The sequence below is a fragment of the Rhodococcus sp. PSBB066 genome, assembly GCF_017068255.1.
Classification (GTDB): Bacteria; Actinomycetota; Actinomycetes; order Mycobacteriales; family Mycobacteriaceae; genus Rhodococcus; species Rhodococcus aetherivorans.
Genome location: NZ_CP070859.1, coordinates 2371325 through 2389981 on the forward strand (window position 1 = coordinate 2371325; position 18657 = coordinate 2389981).

The following is an 18657-nucleotide window of genomic DNA, read 5'->3' on the forward strand; positions in this document are numbered from 1 at the left end:
GCCAGGGGTGGATCCGAAATGTCAACGTCGGAAATTTTGAGGGCAAAACTTCGAGCGCCCGCTCCACGTGGGTTGCGGCGAGAAAGGTTGTTGAAACAATGCTACGACGAGTTGACCCCCGTGGTCGTCGTCGTCGGGCCGGCGGGATCGGGGAAGTCGACATTGTTGTCCCAGGTCGCCGCGTCGACTGACTCCCCGGTCGGGTGGTATCGGGTGACCGAGGACGACTCGACCGAACATACCCTCGGTAGATGTCTCTGCGCTGCTGCTCGGGAAATGGGCTTTTCTCTCGAACCGGAAACGAATTCGATCGACGCTGTTCTCGGCGAATTGGACAGAATCGGCGATGTCGATGCCTTGTTGATCATCGACGATGCTCACGAGATCGCCGATAGTGGCGCCGAAACGGCACTGGGTCGTTTCGTCGCATTGCGCCCTCCTCGTCTACGCATCATCCTCGGAACGCGGCGCACTCTGGATATCAACCTACCGCGACTCGTCGTGTCGGGCGAGGCTCGCGTGATCGATCAGGACCAGTTGCGATTCCGGTCGTGGGAAGTGGAAGAGCTGTTCGCGACCTTCTACGGCGAGCCACTCTCGCCTGAGCCGGCAGCCAGACTGACGCGCCGAACAGGAGGATGGGCAGCAGGCTTGCAGCTGTTCCATCTCGCCACGTCCAAACTCGCGGACTGCGACCGGCAGCGTGCCGTCGGCCACCTCACGGGGCACTCCAGACTCGTCCGGGCGTACCTCGCCCGTAACGTTCTGGCGGAACTGCCGGCCGATCAGCGATGGTTCATGACGCACACCGCCTCGCTCGAGCTCATGACACCTGCCCTCTGCGATACTCTGCTGGGAATCAGCGACAGCGGGCGCATTCTTCAACAGTTGACCGAACGTCAGCTGTTCACCGAGTGCGATGACGTGGGTCGGGCCTTCCGGTATCACGAGGTGCTCCGGACATACCTCGAGCTCGCATTGCTGGAAGCCAACGGGGAGAGGGAAACCAAGGCGTGGTACCTACGGACAGCCCGGGTGTTGGAAGAGGCCGGCGAGCACCGACATGCCGCCCACGCCTATGCCAAGGCATCGGACTGGGCGGCGGTCTCGCGACTGGTCCGACACGCAGCCAGCTGCACCGTGCCGATAGGGAACGACGATCCCCTCATTACTTGCAGCGAGTGGCATACCGATCCGTGGCTGGCACTCGCGTTGGCGCGCTTGCGCGTGCGGGAGGGGGCCATCGCCGAAGCCGAACAAACCTATCGAGCGGCGCGCGAGTTGCTCGACGACCCGGAGTTCGTCGCACGGTGCGAATCCGAGCGGCGCGAACTGCTGGCGTGGTTGCCGGGAGCGTCGGTCGACGCGCGACTCCTGCAACACTGGCTCGGGCCCCTGCGAGCCGCATTGCGGGCCCCTACCACTGGGCACGCCGCAACCGAACCAAGAGCGCCGAAGGCGCGATTCGTGGAGGGGATGTGCGCCCTCAGCGTGGGCGACGTCGACTCGGCCAGAGAGGCAATGGTCGAGGCGCAAGCCGCGGACGAGCCGATTGCCGCGATCTCGTCACGGTTGGTGGTCACGATCGTCGATGCGCTCCGCGGAGCGATGCCAGATCCTGCGGTAGTGAACGATCTGGCGTCGAGATGCTATCGGGAGGGCCTTCTGTGGCTGGAGAGAGTTTGCCGCGGCCTGCAGGAATTGGTGCTCATGCGGGATCTTCCCGCCGAGTGGCGCGCCGACATCTGCGAGGAAATGCTGGCCGAGTGCGAGAAGGTCGACGATCACTGGGGCGCTGGGCTGCTGACATTCGGGCTCGCGCTCGTAGCGCTGCACCGACGTGACCCGACGGCGTTCGAGCGGTTCGAGGATGCGGCACGCCGCTTCGAGCGCCTGGATGCGCCGGTTCTCGTGGTGTGGAGTCGCGTCCTGGGGCTGAACCCGGCCGCCCCCGACATCGTCGCCCGGTCGAAACTGGCAGCCGCCGCCGCGCACGACGTCGGACTACACCGAGCCGAGATAATGGCCCTGTCGTATGCAACAGGCTCCGACAAGAGTCGCTCTCCCACTCTCGGAGAACTTGCGCCAATGACGGCGAATCAGACGGACCCGATCCGCGATGCGGTGCTTCCCGCGATCGGGATCTTCTGCTTCGGCGGATACCGACTGGAGGCCTTCGGACAAATCGTCGACCTCACAGGTCTCCGGCCCCAGGCACGGATACTGCTGCACCTCCTGTCGATGACCCCGGACCTCGAGTACCACCGGGAGGTCCTCGAAGACGCACTGTGGCCCGGTGCCGCGCACGAGGTGGCATGCCACCGCTTGCAGGTCGCGGTCTCGAGCGTGCGAGGTCTGCTCGGTGAGTACGGGCTGACGCTGCAGCGCAGTGACGAGTCGTATCGATTGGCGGCGCCCGGGTATATCTTCTCGGACGTGGTCGAATTCGAACGCGCGTTGTCGAATGCCGCCGCCCGAACCGACCCGGAGGCGGCACGTGACCGGGTGGCATCCCTCGAATACGCGCTCACTCTCTACACCGGCGACCTGCTGCAGGAGGACGGTCCCGCGGAGTTCGTGGCCTCCGAGCGGCAACGGCTGCGCAGTGCTGCTGCGAGCGCAGCCGTGGCACTCGCCGAAGACTATGTTGCGCTCGGCGACAGCATGAACGCCGACATCGCTGCCCACCGGGCGGTGGATCTGGACCCTTACCAGGATCGGCCCTGGCGGATCATGGTCGACATCCGCGAGAAGGCCGGCGACATGAGCGCCGCCGAACGGGTACGACTCGACCATCGACGGGTGCAGGAAGAACTCGGTCTCGTCGAGAGTTGATCAAACGGCGCCTCCGGAAATCTCGACTCGGTGCGGAATATGTGCAGGCTTGACCGCCTCGACCAAGGCGTCGAATCGGCGTTCGTCGACCATCCTCGGGTCGGTGACGGTCAGGCGGACGACAAGATGGGGATGGGGACTTCCCGGTGGTGCGACACCGGCCGTCGTGGAACCCACGGTCCCTCCGGACTCCTCGATCTCGGGCTCGAGGTCGAACACGGACGCTACGGCCTCCCTGATCCCATGCACGGTTCCGAGAACCGCCATCGTCCGGACTCCTGCGGCGATGAGGTCGCGTCGGCGGGATTCGGATTCGTGGCCGTCGAAGGCGAGTCCGATCCAGCCGGCGAGCCAGCCGAGCATGTCCTCCGGCGTGGTGTGTGGGTCCAGGTAGGCACAGAACGAATCGAGGGTCGCCAGTATCGGCGCGAGGACCTCGTCGAATGCGTCGCAGAGCTGTTGTGTGCGCGCATCCTGTCGATACACCGCGGGCATTGTCTCGACGAGTGGTCGCGGGGACGACAGCGCTGCGAGGGTGCCTCTCATGCCGTCATCACCACCTGGTGGTCGTACGAGTAAACGAGCGTGTCCGCGGCCAGCGGCAGGACCGATGCGCGTTCCCCGCGACTGCCCGTGACGGGATCCGCGGGGTACAACCGGATCGACGTGCTGCTCGACATCTCGAAGCCGGGCACCGCACTGATCGCCGCCGCGATCTCACCGTCGCGCACCGCGCGGCCCAGCGGCCAGCCTCGGCCGTCCCGTCCGCCACGCACGGGGTCGAGATAGCGGTACAGGACATCGAGCAGGCCCGATTCGACCTGGGCGGCAGTGAATCCGGGTCCCGGACGCACGTTCACCACGACGACCGTCACGGCCCGATAGACCGGTGGTTCGATGATCAGACGGGTGCCCACGAGCCGGCGTTCGTCGAGATACCGCCGGATTCGCTGGACGGTGTCGTCCGGGGGTTCGAGATCGGCCAGGGCGATGTGTCCCGCATCGTCCGGACGGACGTGGGGAACCAGGAGGACCCGGACCACGCCCGCCTCGGACGCGTCGTTGGACGGAAGACAGTGCACACGCGCGGTCTCCGGCGCGACCTCGCGTGTCAACTCCTCGAAGTCGCGGGCGGTCACCGCGCGCCCGCGGGAGCGCAACAGCAACGGTCCGCGGATCTTGAGTTCCTCCAGGGTTTCCGGGGGTGCACCGCCGATCGCCGGGCCGCGATTCTCGATTCGGGAGATATAGGGCACGCTCGTCTTCAGCACCCGGATCCGTCCGGTCGCGACATTCCCTTCGGCGCCGCCGCCCGTCCGATATGCGGCCATGCGTATCGCCGACGATTTCGCCGGCACCGCACCGTACCGCCGCAGGGTCCCGTCGGCCTGACGCAGGGCGGGACCGAAGGACACCTCGCCGGTGACGGCGTCGACGTGGAACACCTTGTCCTGCGCGGTCGACTCGGCGAAGTGTTCCACGTAATGCCACCGCGACTCCTGACCGGCGTCGACGACCACCATGCTGCATCCCGGCCACCGCAGGACCGGCGTGTGCCGCACCCGAAGGTGCTGGTCGGCAGCACCGTCGGAGACCCCGAGGAACTCGTCGTGCACCACACGGGCGTGGATGACCGGAGTGGTGCCGCCGATCGTCCGGGCGGTGATCTTCCGGATGCGGGGAGGTTCGGAGTAGGTGCGTTCGCCGCTCTCGGTTTCCCGCAGCCGACAGCGGATCCACGCCCGGCGCACGCCGGCGAACACCGATTCCGTGTGCTCCGGGGGGATGTGCAGGACCACGTCGCCGGGCTTGTTCAGGCCTCCCGTCTGGTCGCGGTCGACTTCGCAGCGCTGCCAGCCGGTGGGGGTCCTGGCCTCCCAGACCCGCGGTGGTCGTCGTGGATCGACACCGATGCCGGAGACCTCGCAGTCGATCCGGAGCAGTACCGCGCAGCGCGGAACGGCGTTCGACAAGCCGATCACCAGGGAGTCCCCGGGGCGGGGGACCGGTGAGAAGCATGTGAACCCGGCCGAGCCGCGCATCTCGTTGGTGCGTTCGACCGGTTCCGAGCCGACCAGCTGGACGCCCACCCAGGCGGCGCTGCAGGGAACGATGTCGAGGCGCTCTACCGTCGAGAACACGACCGGTTCGGTGACGTCCGTGCGATCCGTCGCCACCTCGGTCTCCGCGCGCACGACGACCGTCTGCGGTTGCGGTGCGGAGAGCCAGAAGGTGACCGCTCCCTGAGCAACTCCCGGTGGTCGCTGCTCCACGCCGATCAGTTCCAGGAACTTGAGGTAGTTCCGGTCGGGGACGCGATTGAGCCGGTAGATGAGTTGATCGACCATCATCGCGAACGTCTCGATGAGCGTGATGCCGGGATCGGAAATGTTGTGGTCGCTCCATTCGGGGCATCTGTCCTGAACCAGTCGACGTGCATCATCCACCAGTTGCTGGAAGGTTCGGTCGTCGAGGTTCGGGGCGGGGAGCACGGTGTCACTTCCTCTGCGGTGGTTCGACGGCCGTGAACGACTCGACGGGTTCGTCGACGATCAGATAGAACGGGAAGACGAGATTGCGGATGTCGTTGCGCTCGCGGAGCGAGTAGGAGATGTCGATGTAGCAGGTCGTCGGTATTTCCGGATCGAACCGGACCGCCACGTCGACCACGTCGATGCGGGGCTCCCAGCGGGTGAGGGCGTCGTGGACGTCGGCCGCGATCGCGGCGGCGGTCCCGTCGTCGGCGGGTGAGAAGACGTGATCCTGTACGCGGCAGCCGAATTCGGGTCGCATCGGCCGCTCACCCGGTGTGGTTCGCAGGATCAGCTCGATCGCCTGCTCGATGTCGCGGGGCCCCGACGCCAGTGCCACCGCGCCCGCGGCGTCGAATCCGACGGGATAGTTCCAGCCGCGCCCGATGAAATCGGTGGACATGGGTCAACCTCCGATCAGGACGGTGGGCGCACCGGAGACGATCGGAGCTCCGCAGGCAGCCATGTCTCCGATCCGTGCGGCGGGCATTCCGCCGATGAAAACGGTGGCCGAGCCGGGTCCGGCGATCACCGAGGGTGGATGCGGTGGGGGAGGCGGGAAGCTGCAGATGTGCGGGGTTCCCACCGTCGCCGCCGGTTGACCGGCGATGAGGACGGTGGGGACTCCCGGAGGGCCGATGACTCCGGGGTGGCCTGTGGGATCACCGACGCGCGCGGCAGGGGGCACGACCACCTCCTCAGTTGATCTTGACGAGTGCACCGGAGACGATTGCCGGTCCGCCGGACTTGAACTCGGCGGTCGCGCTCGCGGCCACCTTCACGCTCGGGCCGTCGACCTTCACGCCGGTGGTGTCCGCCTCGACCGTTCCCCGGGCGCCCGAGATCTTGACCGAACGCTTGCCCTTCAGGACGATCTCACCCGACGTGAGCTCGATCTTCGAGTCTGCGCCGTCGATCACCACGCCCTGAGTTCCCTCGACGAGAATCCGTCCGTCACTGTGTATCTCGATCTTGGTGCCGATCTTGTCCAGCGACAGACGCAGTCGTCCGTCACCGGTCTCGGCCAGGATGCCTTCGGTCTTCCCGTCCTCGTCGAGCAGATCGATCCGGTGTCCGTTGCGGGAGACGAACGAACGACGATTGACCGCTCCCGATCCGGCGTCGACGAGATCCGGTCCCTTCGTGTCCGGTGTGTCGATTCCGTTGTGCAGCCCGGCGAGGACATAGGGTCGATTCGGGTCGTTCTGTTCGAAAGCGACGAGCACTTCGTCTCCGACCTCGGGGACGACGAGTGCGCCGCGATCCTTCCCGGCGCCCGGCTGCACGACGCGCGCCCAGTCGCTGACGTAGTCCTCGGACAACCACGGGAAGGTCAGACGGACCCGGCCGAGCTGTTCCGGGTCGCGGGCGTCGCTGACGACGGCCACGACCACTCCGTAGTCCGCCTCGCCACCGGTGCCGGACGACAGCCCGAACAGGCTGCGTTCCTCCCTGCCGGTGACGGACAGCGACGTGGTGTAGCCCCCGGCGCCGGGCACGTACCGATGGCGGGCTGCGGTCACGAGGTACTTCCCGTCGAACGGTTCACCCATGTTCGCCAGGCAGATCGGGGTGTCCGCCCGCAGTTTCGGGTTCCCGCGGACGAGGGCCTCGACCTGAGCGAACGACCCGCCGATCACCTCGGCGAGAGCGGTCGCCGCCGAGTCGGCTTCGGGCTGGGTGCGGTAGGCGACGTCGGAGGCGACGTAGGTGGGGTCCCCGAAGGTCGCCGCGACCTCCGCCGGGGTGATCGTCGGCAGCACCGCGCTCTTCGTCTCCGCGGGCGCTTCGGCCACGATCGCCTGCTTCTGCGCGATGTCCCACCCCCGTACCTGAACCTTGGCGACCTGCTCGGCGGCGGTCACCACCGAACGCACCCGCAGCAGATCGGTTCCGAAGGTCAGCACGAGCGGATCCCGGCTGGAGGTGCCCTCGGCCTGCGGGGCCTCCTCGGCGGGTTTCCGGGGACCGAAGTCGAGTTTGTTCTCGCGCACGGCGACCTCGAAACCGACCCGTCGCGCGAGGCCGACGAGGAATTCCCAGTCGGTTCGGCCGCACTGGGACAAGTGATCGAAGACGGTTCCGGTGGACGTGATGTTGCCCAGTTCGATGCCGGCGTCACGTGCAACGCCGACCGCCGCGTCCGACGCCGTCGTCTGGGTGAAGGCCCGGGTGTGCCGGCCGCGGAAGAGCCGGTGGGAGGCGTCGTAGCCGCGCACGGTCGTGAACGTTCCCGTACCGTCGAATTCGAGTTCGACGGCGGTGACCTCGCCTGTCACCAACGGTTCCGGAACGGCGACCGCGTCGGTGACGACGGCGATCCTCAGCTCGGAGCCGATCTTGATCTTCGATTTGGCGAGCAGGGTCCGGTCGGTGTCGCGGAAGCGCAGGGCAAACATGTCGGGCACCTGCAGGCTCGAATCCACGAATGCCGTTGCGAGCACGGCCACGAGATCGTCGGCCAGACGATCGCCGTCGACCTCGATCTCCAGTCCGGATGCCGATGTCATCGCAGCGATCCGATCCGCGTGAGCAGGTCCGTCACATTCGGCAGCACGAGCGATCGGCCGGGCGGGAGGCGCGTCGGGTCGTCGATTCCGTTGTAGGCGGCCACCGCTCGCCACATGGCTGGATCTCCGTATTCGCGATAGGCCAGCAGGTGCAGCGTGTCGCCCTCGATCACCTCGTGGACCCGGGAGTGGGTGACCGAACCCGACGACGGATTCTGTCGGCTCGTCTCGCCCGGCATCTCCTCCAGGCTCACGCTGCACACAGCGCGGATCGGTTTGCCGGACGCCGAGAAGAGGGTGTACTTCGCGCTCACCTGGGTGACGAAGGCATTGAAACTCGTGGTTCCACCCCACTTCAGCACCACCAGCGGCGGCATGGGCTTCTTGTCCTTCTCGTCGACCGGGACGCAACACGAGAAGAGCTTGTCGACGCACTTCGCGACGTCGGTGTCCTGTTTGAAGGTCGCGTCGAAGAACATCTCCAGGGTGAGCTTGCACGGCTCGGGCCCGGAGTATTCCGGTGGGCCTGCCTTCTTCGTTCCTTTGGCCGGGCTCCGGTCCCACTTCGCGGACTTGGAGATGGTGATCTCCTTGGGATTGAACTGGAACGCGATCGTCCCCAGCGAACTGCCTCGCTTGCTTCCACCCACGGCCTTCTCCGCCTTGTAGAGGAGCAACTCCGCGTGGCTCTGCGCCTCGGGTGGTGGCGACGGTTTCTTCGCGGCAGCCTTTCCGGCCTTCTTTGCCGGGGCCGTGCCGGGGGTATTGGCCAGTGCGATCGGATCGGACATTCGTCGGCCTTCACTTCGTAGGTCCCGGCAGGATGCCGTGGTGTGCGATCTCGAGGGTCTCGGTGGCGACCTTCGCGGTGTCGACGTTCAGGCTCGGTCCGGTCCATCGGACCGGCACGACGCCGCGCAACGACCAGCCGGCGATGACCGTTCCGTCCGCCGTACGAGCAGTGATGCCAGCCGTGGTGGGTTGGAGATCCTCGAGGGCCTGGCTGAGCCATTCGGTCAGTTTGCGGCTGTTCGGGCCGACCGGTCGAGTGAGTTTGACGTTGGTGAACTTCATGCGAGTGGGAAGCTGCCACACCATGGTGTTGTTGCCGCCCTCTTCGCGCTGCTCCATGACGATCTCCACCCCGAGTCCTTCGCAGCTGTTGAAGGAGCCCAGGTCCGTGCCGTCCACCTCCACCGTGAAACACACGCTCACGGCAGGGTCATCGTCCGAGGTCGGCATCAGACCCTCCTTCGGTTCAGATTCGTGGATCGGCGAGCAGACCGGCGCGTTCCCGGTCGAGCCACAGTTCCGTCTTGATGCGGGTGACGATCGGTTCGTAGAGGCGGTTGGCGAGATCGTCGATGTTCATGCCCGCTAAGGGGCCGGTCGGGGGAGCGGTACCGGCGGTCGGAGTTGCCGTGGTCGGAGGTTGTGGTTCCGTGGTCGAAGCCGGCTCGGATGGAGGGGAAGGCTCCTCCAGGCGCTGAGCGACGGGGGCTTGCCGGGACGGCTCGGCGTCGTCGTCGTCGACCTCACGTGCGACGTGGGCGAACATCTCCCGAAGCGACACCGGTCGGTCGATTCCGCCGGAGATCGGTCCCGGCGCCGGAGCCGTGATCGGCGATCCGATACCTGCGGGTTGCGAAGTTCCGGTGTGTCGTTGGGCTGTGATCGGTGGTTTCGGTGCACCGCGAAGGGTGACCATGGGTGCGGAGGGGCTTGGGTCTACGTCATGGGCCGCGTTGCGGTGGGGTGGGGGCGGGGCGCCGGGCGTCCCGGGCGGATCGGCAGGAACGGCCGCTACTCGCATGAGCAGAACCGGCTCATCCTGTGCCGCAGTGTTAGGAGGATCCGGGGCGAATTGCACCGACGTTGTCGGGTGGGGTTGCGGCGTAGCAGGAGCGGTGACGGTTTCGGATGTGGGGTTCGGCTGCAACGGGATCCGACGCGGTGGGACGAGTAGTTCTCTTCGGTCGGGAGAGCTGGAGCGGACCGCCTCCGGGTCCGTTGTCCGTGTCGGCGGTAGAGGGTGCGTCGTCACGACCGGCCGGGGCGCGACCTCGTCCGGCACCGGTGACATGTCATCTGCGATTGTCGGAGTACCGATCGGGCTCTCGGATGCCTCGATCGGATCTACTTCGTCCGTCGAAATCCGCTGCACCGGAGGGCTTGTAGGGCTGATTTCGTCGATCGGCGGTCCGGGACTTCTCGAGACGGTGGGGACGGTTCGGGCAGGTGGGAGATCGACCGCTGTTGCTCTGTTCGGAACGGGTTCGGACGTTCGCGAACGACTCGACGCTGCGATCGTGGGAGCGGCGTCGACTCGTTGGACACTCTGGGCGATCTGCAGCGGAGTTTCTTCTCCACGTGATCGATGTTCGACTCGGGCGGGGGCGGTGGTGTGACGAGCGACCACGGGGACAACCGGGGAGGGTTCACTCGCCTCGAGGATCGGTCCCGTGACGGTCGGACTCGGGTCGGGTTCCGGACCGCCTCCGTGCTCCGGAACCCAAAGAATATGGCGCTGCACTGTCGGAGGTTCCGAGACCGGGAGCGACGGTGATGTCCTCATCGGAACTTCAGCGAGCGCCGGAGTGAGCTCGGGCGGGGCGACGGACTCGTGTGTAGCGGCAGCTTCGGGGGACGGGATGATCCGTTGGACGTCTCGCTCGTCGAGGGTCGGCGGAGTGGACTTCGAACGAGGTGCACGTGGCGATTCGGGGATCGGTGTGCTCGCGGGGCGAGGTACTTCAGGCGGGGGTGTCTGCACCGACGGTAGGTCGAGTGTGGGCTGCACCGTCTCGACCGCGGTGTCGTCGGCTCGGATGTCGAGGCGAGTGGGGCGATGGGTAGATTCGGGCGTGGCGGAATGCTCGGCCGGGGCCGGGAGCGATGGCGAACGTTCGAGGTGTGGCGTCGATGTCTCCGCCGCCGATCGTTGAACGGGAAGACGGAGTAGTTGCTCGCGCGGGGGAGGAGGCGGATCGATGCTCTGCCGTTGCACGTGCGGTGAATTGTGATGCGTGGGAAGCGCCCGCGTCGGTTGTGGTTGGGATTCGAATCGGGTTTGGGGGCGTGGGTCAGTGGATGTTCGCTGTGCGACTTCCGGCTGCGGCACCGACGGTGGATCGACGGGCTGGTCCGGCACACCCTCCGCGGGGTCCGAACTCTCGTGGCCGGCGTCGGCAGGGAGAGGCAAGATCTGCCCCACCGGAAGCTCTTCGACCGGGGGCGTCGGAACAGTAGGGAGTGCCCGTTCGTCGTCCGGTGGCGACGCAGTGACCATCTCGTCGATCTCGGTATGTGCACCGGGTACCTCGTTCGATACGGGCGACGACTCGAGGTAACGAACGGGAGCGGGCGGGGGAGCCGTGTCGGTGGGGGTGGACGGCACGGCACCGACCCTTGCTCGCTGGAGGGAGCCCGGTGGCCGGTGGTGCCGCTGTGCGACGGTGTGGGGGGGTGGACCGTCGTGCCGGGACACCGGCGTAGACGTAGGGGCCGCGGTCAGCGACAACCACGGCACACCGGCGCCGACCGTCGGGAGCGGTTCGACGAGAGCCGGCGATCGGGAGGTTGTTAGCGTTCGAGTGAATCCGTCGAACTGTGTGGTCGACTCGATCGGTTCGACCACCCGCTGCACCGGGGGCAACGACAGCCGTTCGCGAGAGGTCCGCGAGGGGAGAACGTCCGGACGTTCGGTCGGTGTCCGGGCGGGTTCGGCCGACCGGCGCTGCCACGGCCATCGGATGGTCATCGCTCACCTCCTCGCGGATTCCGGCGCCAAGTTCCGGCTCAAGCGCACATACCGTTGCCGATCTGCGTGTTCGAGGTCGAGGATCGTGTCGAACGACCAATGCAGGTGATAGGCGATGTACGCGACCTCGGCGTGCAGACGTTCGGTCCCGTACGTCATGATTCCCCCAGGCGGCCCCCGGCGATGTCGACGGCGAAGTCGCATCCGCACTCCGGACAGGTGACGCCCGCCCGGGTGTGCCCGTCCTGATTGATCCGCCGATACAGATCCTGGAGGAAGGCGAGGTCGGACGCGAACATGTTCTCCACGACTCCGGCGTGCACGTCCTCGATGCCGCCGAGCCGGGACACGACCCGACTGATCAGCACCACCGTCAGATACGACGGATCCTCCCGCACCCGGTCGTCGCGTTGGGAGACGAGTTCGTCGCGGGCCGTCGCGAGGCGCATGACACCGTCGCGGTGGACGGTGCCTGCCGAATCGATGTAGCCACGGGGCAACAGGAAACCGAATTCCGTGCGCAGCGCTTCTCGGGTACCCGAAGTTTCTGCCGAACGGTCCGGCTCGTGCTCCACTGTCAGGGTGGAGGTGCTGGTTCTACGCACCGTCCACCTCGACGCGTTCGAAGGTCAGTACCAGTTTCTCCGTCATGACGCTGGTGTCGCCTGCCTTCATCGAGCTGACCTCGAGGCTCTTCGGCCAGGCATTGGTGAGTGTGTATCGCTTGACGGGCTGTCCTTCGTAGTCGTACACCACGATGGCGCCCCCCTTGCGAACGTCCTTCATCTTTCCCAGCTGAGAGTCCTTGATCCACTTGTCGAATCCGTGGTCCTCGGTGAGCGGCCGGGTGAGAGTGACCTCACCGGCCTTCCAACGTCCGGGAAGCTTCTTGACGAGGTACTTTCCGTCCTTCGCTTCGTTGGACTTGTACTCGATGACGTCCTGTTCCATTTTCAGGCCGGTCACCTCGGTGATGGCCTTGATCTGAAGCCCGTCGAACTCGAGTCCGAACGAGTGGCCTACCGAGCTGTCGAATTCCGGTAGAGGCATTACAGTTCCTCACTGTTCGATACGTCGATCACTCGGCGACCAGGCTGGTGCCGCCGGAGAACTGGGACAGTCGGAAGATCACGAACTCGGCTGGCTTCACGGGCGCCACACCGATCAGGCAGACCACTTCGCCCGCGTCGATTCCTTCGGACGGGTTCGTCTCGTCGTCGCACTTGACGTAGAACGCCTCGTCGGGCGTGCTGCCGAACAGAGCGCCCTTCCGCCATTCATTGACGAGGAACGCGCTGATCGTCCGGCGCAGCTTCGCCCACAGTGCTTGATCGTTCGGCTCGAAGACCACCCAGTCCGTCCCGTTGAGGATGGACTCCTCGAGGTAGTTGAAGAGCCTGCGGATGTTGAGATACCGCCACGCCGGATCGGACGACAGCGTACGGGCACCCCACACGCGGATCCCACGGCCGGGGAACGAACGGATGCAGTTGATGCCGACAGGATTGAGCAGGTCGTGCTCGTTGCGGGTGATCTGTGTCTGCAGAGAGACGACACCGCGCAGCACCTCGTTCGCGGGGGCCTTGTGGACACCTCGCGTGTCGTCGTTGCGCGCCCAGACACCCGCGATGAAACCGGAAGGCGGAAGGTAGGTTCCACCGTCCGTGCTCACCCACGGCCAGTACAGGGTTGCGTACTTGGAGTCGTAGTTGGCCTTGTCGCTCTTCCATTCCTTGATCTGTTGCGCGTTGAGGCCGGGCGGCGGGTCGAGGATCGCCATCCGGTCACCCATCAGCTCGCAGTGCGCGATCATGGCCTGCTGGACGGAGATGACGGTGTCGAGGTCGATCGCGCTGCGTTGGTAGGCGGTGACCAGATCTGGCACGCAGATCACGGTGATCTCGTCGATCGCCTCGAGACCGGAAAAACCGGTGCGTTCCGAGACGTCACCGACGTAGTCGTCGGTCGTGAGTTGAGCGGACGGCAGCAGCGCCGGTTGTGCGGGTGCCGCCAGCGTCACCTTCTTGCCGACGGCGAGTTCGTCGGAGGCCTGGGCGTTGGGGATCTGTTCGAGCTTGATCGTCCGGGATTGGCCGTTGACGACGGTCGCGGCATTCGCCTTGCCCCGTCCGGGCGTGACACCCGAATGCTCCTCGACGGTTTCACCGCCCCTGCGGACGACGAGCTTGAAGGTCCCGTCTGCGGGCTCTGCGTCACTCGGTGCGACTTCTACCTCGATGCCGGATTCGGCTGCGGCCGGATCGATTGCGAGCACACGGAAGTTGCCGAGAATGCCTTGCGGGGCAGCCTCGACGGGCTTGGGAACCGGCTTCGAACCACTGCTGCCGTTGCTGTCGCCGATGCGAACGATGTACGCGTTGCCGCCACCGTTCTGGAAGTACGCATAGACCGACCGCGCGAGGCATGCGCCATCGACGAAACCACCGAAGAGACCGGTGAACTGGGTCCAGTTACTGACGAGGGTCGGTTCGTTGAACTGCCCTTTCTCCGACAACCCGACAAAGGCGGCGACGGCGGTCCCGACGCCTTCGATCGGCCGGGATCCGGAGTCAACCTCTTCGACGTAGACCCCGGGCGACAGGTAGGTCGGCATGGCGCCTCCTCGGATGGATTCGGTGGATGAGTTGATATTGACCTGCATTTCGACCGGGAACCAGACATTGCGGGACGGCCGAGTAGGCATCGCGGAGTGCGCGATAGGGCACTGACAACTCGATCAGTAAACTTCGGTGCTGTCCAATGCCGGCGCCACCAGTAGGCAGCTCTTAGCCCCGCTTGCCACCCGATCCCCTCATTCTCTTGATCACGAACCATCGTCCGTGCGGGACATCTTCTATCGGAGTTTGCTTCGGCGGGGCTCCCTTGGACTCGGCCCACCAGACCTTCTGGAGCCTATTCTGAGTGGTTCCGGCACTCCTGTTCGCCGACCGGTAAAGGGGCCAGAGGTTCTCGTTGTCTTCCCCTCCATCTATCCCATTGAACGACCAGTCGATAACATGATCAATGTCGACCTCGTAAGCCAGGTCGCCGTCCAGCTCGATGCCTTCTTCCAGGAGCTCCTCCCTGAACTTCTTGACACCGTTACCGCGCGGTTCCTCGCCGCTTCTGCATGTCAGGGTCACCCCCTCGTGCGGCCAGAACGTGACGCCTGCAGTAAAGCCGTTGTCGTACGTCTTGTTCGGGAATTTCCAGATCTTTTCCCCACGACCTTTTCCGGTTCTCGAATTAGGTCGGTAGAGGCAATCTGGGTACCATTCGGCAGGCTTATGCCATTCCATGAAGATCGCATCTTCTCTGGTGAGACCGGTCCGGGCCTTTTCGTTCTTGGATTCTACGAGAGCCTTCGACTTGGCGGTTGCCCGTTGTACCTCCGCGTGGATCGCCCAATTTTCTCCTTCCTTAATAGGTTCGAGGACTTGGAGGCCATGCTTGAGTTTGATGAAACCGAGGGACGGTCGCAGGATGCTCTCGCCCACAGGTTTACCTGCGTACTTGTCCGCCGCTGCGACTCCGGCCGCGAGCCCCTGGTCGAGTCGCTTCTGCCTTCCTTCCGGACTGTCGTCGTAGATCTTCCCTTTCACCCAAGACTTCGCGCCCTCGTACTTCTTCTTCACCCATGCCTTGCCGGCCTCATACTTCTTTTTCGCCCACGCCTTGCCCTTGGCGTAGGCGGCCTTCGCCTTCGCCTTGACGCTCGCGGCCGCCTTCCCGAACTTGGACTTCTTCAGTCTGTCGAGGAACTTCTTGCCGTACTTGACCGCCTTGGCGATCAACCAGTCCACTGCCTTGCCGACAGGTGCTTGGACCTTCTCGAGGATGCTCTTGATCTTGTCGGCGATTCCGCCCAGGCCGAGGAGGCTGGCGAGGCCGCTGATCAGCATCGGGACCGTCTTCGACAGGGTGCCTTCGATGAGGGCTTCCATCTTGCCGACTCCACCGGCTGCGATCGACTCGACCGAGTCGAGGACGGAATCGACGAAGTCCTTCAACCGTTGCGCGTTGTCCACGAACCACATCACCGCGTCGTAGATCATCTTGCAGGCCTTGATGAACGCTGCTGCGGGATTGAGGAGCGAGATCAGCCACGTCACGCCGGCCGTGATCACCTTGGTGATGACGAAGTCGCGGATGCGACTCATCACCTGTTCTTTCAGGTCCGAGATCTTCTGCGCGATGAACTTCCACAATGCCGGGACGCCCTCGGTGAGGATCATCTTGACGAAATCGACACCCTTCTCGATCGCGCTCATCGCCTTCTCGCCGACCACGTTGACGATCCGGGTTCTGATCGACGTCCACGTGAGGCCGAGAAGGGACAGCAGCAGACCGATGATGCCCTTCAGGTCGAACTTCTCGGGGATCTCGATGCCGGCTTCGGCGAGGGTACCGAACAACCAGCCCTGCAGACCCTTCTTCAAGTGCGTGAGTATGTTCGACATGAAGTTCTGGATGCCGGTCTTGACCGCGTTGACGAACTTCCCGAGGAAGTCCATCGGGTCCTTGATGATCTTCTCGACGGCGTTTGCGGCTCGGGTGAAGACGCCGAGCAGCATGTCCTTGAGTTTCTTCACCGTGTCGATAGCGCCGCCGATCGCCTCGGCGGCCTGGCCTGCGAATCCCTTGTTCTCCGCCTGAAGCTTCTTGATCTCCTCGTCGACCGCATTGCGTGCCTCGATGTACTTGTCCGCCAGATCGTCGACGAGCGACTCCTGCTTCTCGTCGACGGACTTCTCCAAATCTTCGAATTGCGAACCAATTTCCTTGGCGGCATCACCGGCCAGCTTCTGAAGGTTCTTGGGTTGCTCCGCGACGAACTTCTGGACCTGTGCGCGCCCCTCGGACACCCGGGCCTTCGCACGTGCGAGTTCGGAGCCCACGAGATCGGCGATGCCGCCGATGACGTCCTCCATCCGCGACTCGTACAGCTTCTTCGATTCCAGGAACAGCGCGTTCGCCTCGGGCGGCATGTCCAGGAGCAGGTCCTTCAACCACAACGCGGACCCACCAGGACCGCCGTATCGCTTCGCCTTGTACGCAGCCATGCGGGCCTGGTGGTCGGCGACGAACGCTTCCTTGGCCTTCCTTTCACCTTCCTCGAACCGCTCGGACACGGTCTTGTCGAGACCGGTCAAGATCCCCTCGACGTCGGCCTTTGTCTTGTCGAAGATCTTCTTGATCTCGCCGGTGATCCGGCTTCGTTCCCCTTCGTCGGCGGACTTTGTGGCCTGTTTGCCCGCACCGGCGGCTTGCAGCGCACTGCCTTTCGAGGCGGTAATCGAACTCAATCCGGTCTTCGCCGTGGCATCGGCATCCGCAGTGGCGCCGGCGATGACCTGAGCTTCCTTCTCGCGCACAGCAGCGGGCGCATTCGCGTCGTGCTCCTCGGCAGTCTTCTTCGCCTCGAGTGCACCGGTGAACTCGGGCTCGTTCGATTTGGCGAGTTGTTCCTTGGTGACCCCGGCTTCCGCCATCTTGTGGTCGGTGGCGCAGCTGTCCGCACCCAGTCTCGTCTGGTCGGCGGGTGCAGGTTTCGGTGCCAACAGTTTCGGATCCGGTGGTGGAGGCGCGGACGGCGACGGGGGTGGCTGAAGCGGTGTGACCGGCTTGTCCTTCGCAGTGGAGGTATCCGGTGTCGCCTCGGTCGAATCCTTGATTTCTCGGGCGGACGCCTGCTTCCCTCCGGTGACCTTGCTCATCACCTCGTTCTTGACCTGATCCGCCTTGCCGGATTGCGCGAACTTGTCCGCCTCGTCCAGGTTCTTCGGAGCCTTCGCCGCGATCGCGGCCTTCACCGCGGCGATGAAGCCCGCCTTGTCGAAGCCTCCTGGCTTCGCGGCGTCCATCTTGCCGGTGTGAGCGGCCTTGGCCTGGGCTTCCTTGTCGTCGGGTGGCGCGACGGCCGCGTTCTGTGCCTCGCCCACTTCCTTCGAGGCAGGGGGATGCGCTTTGGTTGCATCGGCTTTGGTCTCGATCTCATGTTTCGCGTGGGCCCATTGCGGATCCTTCTGCGGATCAGCCGGTGTCGGTTCTACGGGTGGCGCAACGCAACCGCTCTGGACGGGTCCGGCGTCGAGACGCTGGGTGACGAGAGACGCAACGGCGTGGTTGCCCGCGGCGGACTGCAAGCGGCGTAGTGAGTTGGAATCCGACCGCACAGCAGCAGCCGATCGCGCAGGAGTGCGTTCCGGGGCAACGGATCTCGTGACTCGAGTGGGTGCAGTCATGGCATCACGCCGATTCTTCCTCGGACTCCTCCTCCTGACGCTGCACGAAGGTCTGGGCGGTTTCGTCTTCCTTTTCCTCCGCGGCCTCCTCACGCTGCACGGCAGCGGATCCCTCTTCCGTGGTTCGCTGGAGTGCGCCGGAGGGCGCGGTCGTGGGAGCGGGTGCGGCCATGACGTGCTCGGCATTCGCGACGGCGTCGCGTTCGAACCGATCCGAGGGATCGCTGATCCGTACCCCACCGCCGGCGTCGGTGCCGTCGACAGGGCCATTGCGCTGCTGCACGACATGCGTCAGTTCGTGAGCGATCATGTGCTTGCCGGTGTCCGATCCGGGGTCGTACCTGTCGTTCTGGAAGACGATGTCCGAACCCACCGTGTACGCCTGTGCATTGACGGATTTCGCGGATTCGTGCGCTGTTCCGTCGCTGTGGACGCGCACGTCTCCGAAGTCCTGACCGAACCGGCCCTCCATCTCAGTGCGCAGGTCGGTGGGCAGCGGTGTTCCCGCAGAGGCGACGACGTCGTGCACGGGCGAACGGTCCTCGTCGAGGAGTGCCGACGCTCCGGCATTGCCGACGACACGCTGCAACCCGGCCATGCCTTCGGGTCCGGCGACGTCCAGACGTCCGGACAACGCCGCTCTCAGAGCGAGAGCCGAGTTCGGTTCGTCGAGTCGCGAAGCCTTGGGACGCAGCTCCGCATCGCCGTCGTGATCTGTCTCGTGCGTGCGCATGGTCTCTCGCTTCCGTCGGTACGCACCGAACATCCACCGTTCT

The 18657-nt window shown here is 65.0% G+C and carries 14 protein-coding genes; 1 reads left to right on the top strand and 13 read right to left on the bottom strand.

The features are described 5' to 3' along the window. Window positions 1-18 precede the first annotated feature (18 nt). Window positions 19-2835 (top strand): BTAD domain-containing putative transcriptional regulator, encoded by a 2817-nt coding sequence (locus tag JYA75_RS10970; protein WP_338109682.1) that lies wholly within the window; start codon window positions 19-21, stop codon window positions 2833-2835. Here JYA75_RS10970 and JYA75_RS10975 read toward each other — a convergent pair whose 3' ends face one another. From JYA75_RS10975 to JYA75_RS11030, 13 genes are all read right to left on the bottom strand, one after another. Beyond that, window positions 2836-3381: a phage tail protein gene (locus JYA75_RS10975; RefSeq protein WP_168579980.1), complete on the bottom strand. Its 546-nt coding sequence runs from the start codon at window positions 3379-3381 to the stop codon at window positions 2836-2838. It lies immediately after the preceding gene. Then, the gene (locus tag JYA75_RS10980; protein ID WP_168579979.1) at window positions 3378-5327 is read right to left on the bottom strand and encodes a putative baseplate assembly protein; all 1950 of its coding nucleotides are present in this window, start codon (window positions 5325-5327) and stop codon (window positions 3378-3380) included. Before JYA75_RS10980 ends, JYA75_RS10975 begins: the two co-directional genes overlap by 4 nt. Window positions 5328-5331: 4 nt before the next feature. Further along, the gene (locus JYA75_RS10985) at window positions 5332-5769 is read right to left on the bottom strand and encodes a GPW/gp25 family protein (RefSeq protein WP_050035735.1); all 438 of its coding nucleotides are present in this window, start codon (window positions 5767-5769) and stop codon (window positions 5332-5334) included. A gap of 3 nt (window positions 5770-5772) precedes the next feature. Then, window positions 5773-6087, bottom strand: a complete 315-nt coding sequence (locus JYA75_RS10990) for a PAAR domain-containing protein (protein ID WP_317550403.1) — start codon at window positions 6085-6087, stop codon at window positions 5773-5775. Next, complete coding sequence (locus tag JYA75_RS10995) at window positions 6065-7876, bottom strand: VgrG-related protein (protein ID WP_168579978.1); 1812 nt, start codon at window positions 7874-7876, stop codon at window positions 6065-6067. Before JYA75_RS10995 ends, JYA75_RS10990 begins: the two co-directional genes overlap by 23 nt. Beyond that, complete coding sequence (locus tag JYA75_RS11000) at window positions 7873-8667, bottom strand: LysM peptidoglycan-binding domain-containing protein (RefSeq protein WP_050035732.1); 795 nt, start codon at window positions 8665-8667, stop codon at window positions 7873-7875. The genes JYA75_RS10995 and JYA75_RS11000 overlap by 4 nt, the downstream gene beginning before the upstream one ends. 10 nt (window positions 8668-8677) lie before the next feature. Further along, window positions 8678-9118, bottom strand: a complete 441-nt coding sequence (locus JYA75_RS11005; protein WP_050035731.1) for a phage tail protein — start codon at window positions 9116-9118, stop codon at window positions 8678-8680. Window positions 9119-11639: 2521 nt separating this feature from the next. Further along, on the bottom strand, window positions 11640-11840 hold the full coding sequence (locus JYA75_RS29180; protein WP_338109683.1) for a DUF6760 family protein: 201 nt from the start codon (window positions 11838-11840) through the stop codon (window positions 11640-11642). Then, window positions 11792-12241 carry a hypothetical protein gene (locus JYA75_RS11010; RefSeq protein ID WP_231772565.1) on the bottom strand — a complete coding sequence of 150 codons (450 nt, stop codon included), beginning with the start codon at window positions 12239-12241 and terminating at the stop codon, window positions 11792-11794. The genes JYA75_RS29180 and JYA75_RS11010 overlap by 49 nt, the downstream gene beginning before the upstream one ends. Further along, window positions 12234-12686 carry a phage tail protein gene (locus JYA75_RS11015; RefSeq protein ID WP_050035730.1) on the bottom strand — a complete coding sequence of 151 codons (453 nt, stop codon included), beginning with the start codon at window positions 12684-12686 and terminating at the stop codon, window positions 12234-12236. Before JYA75_RS11015 ends, JYA75_RS11010 begins: the two co-directional genes overlap by 8 nt. A 28-nt stretch (window positions 12687-12714) precedes the next feature. Further along, the gene (locus tag JYA75_RS11020; protein ID WP_050035729.1) at window positions 12715-14250 is read right to left on the bottom strand and encodes a phage tail sheath subtilisin-like domain-containing protein; all 1536 of its coding nucleotides are present in this window, start codon (window positions 14248-14250) and stop codon (window positions 12715-12717) included. Window positions 14251-14422: 172 nt separating this feature from the next. Next, entirely contained in the window at window positions 14423-17782 is a 3360-nt protein-coding gene (locus JYA75_RS11025) for a hypothetical protein (RefSeq protein WP_203330021.1), read from the bottom strand. 103 nt (window positions 17783-17885) lie between these two features. Then, complete coding sequence (locus JYA75_RS11030) at window positions 17886-18614, bottom strand: DUF4157 domain-containing protein (RefSeq protein ID WP_050036417.1); 729 nt, start codon at window positions 18612-18614, stop codon at window positions 17886-17888. Between the last annotated feature and the right edge of the window lie 43 nt (window positions 18615-18657).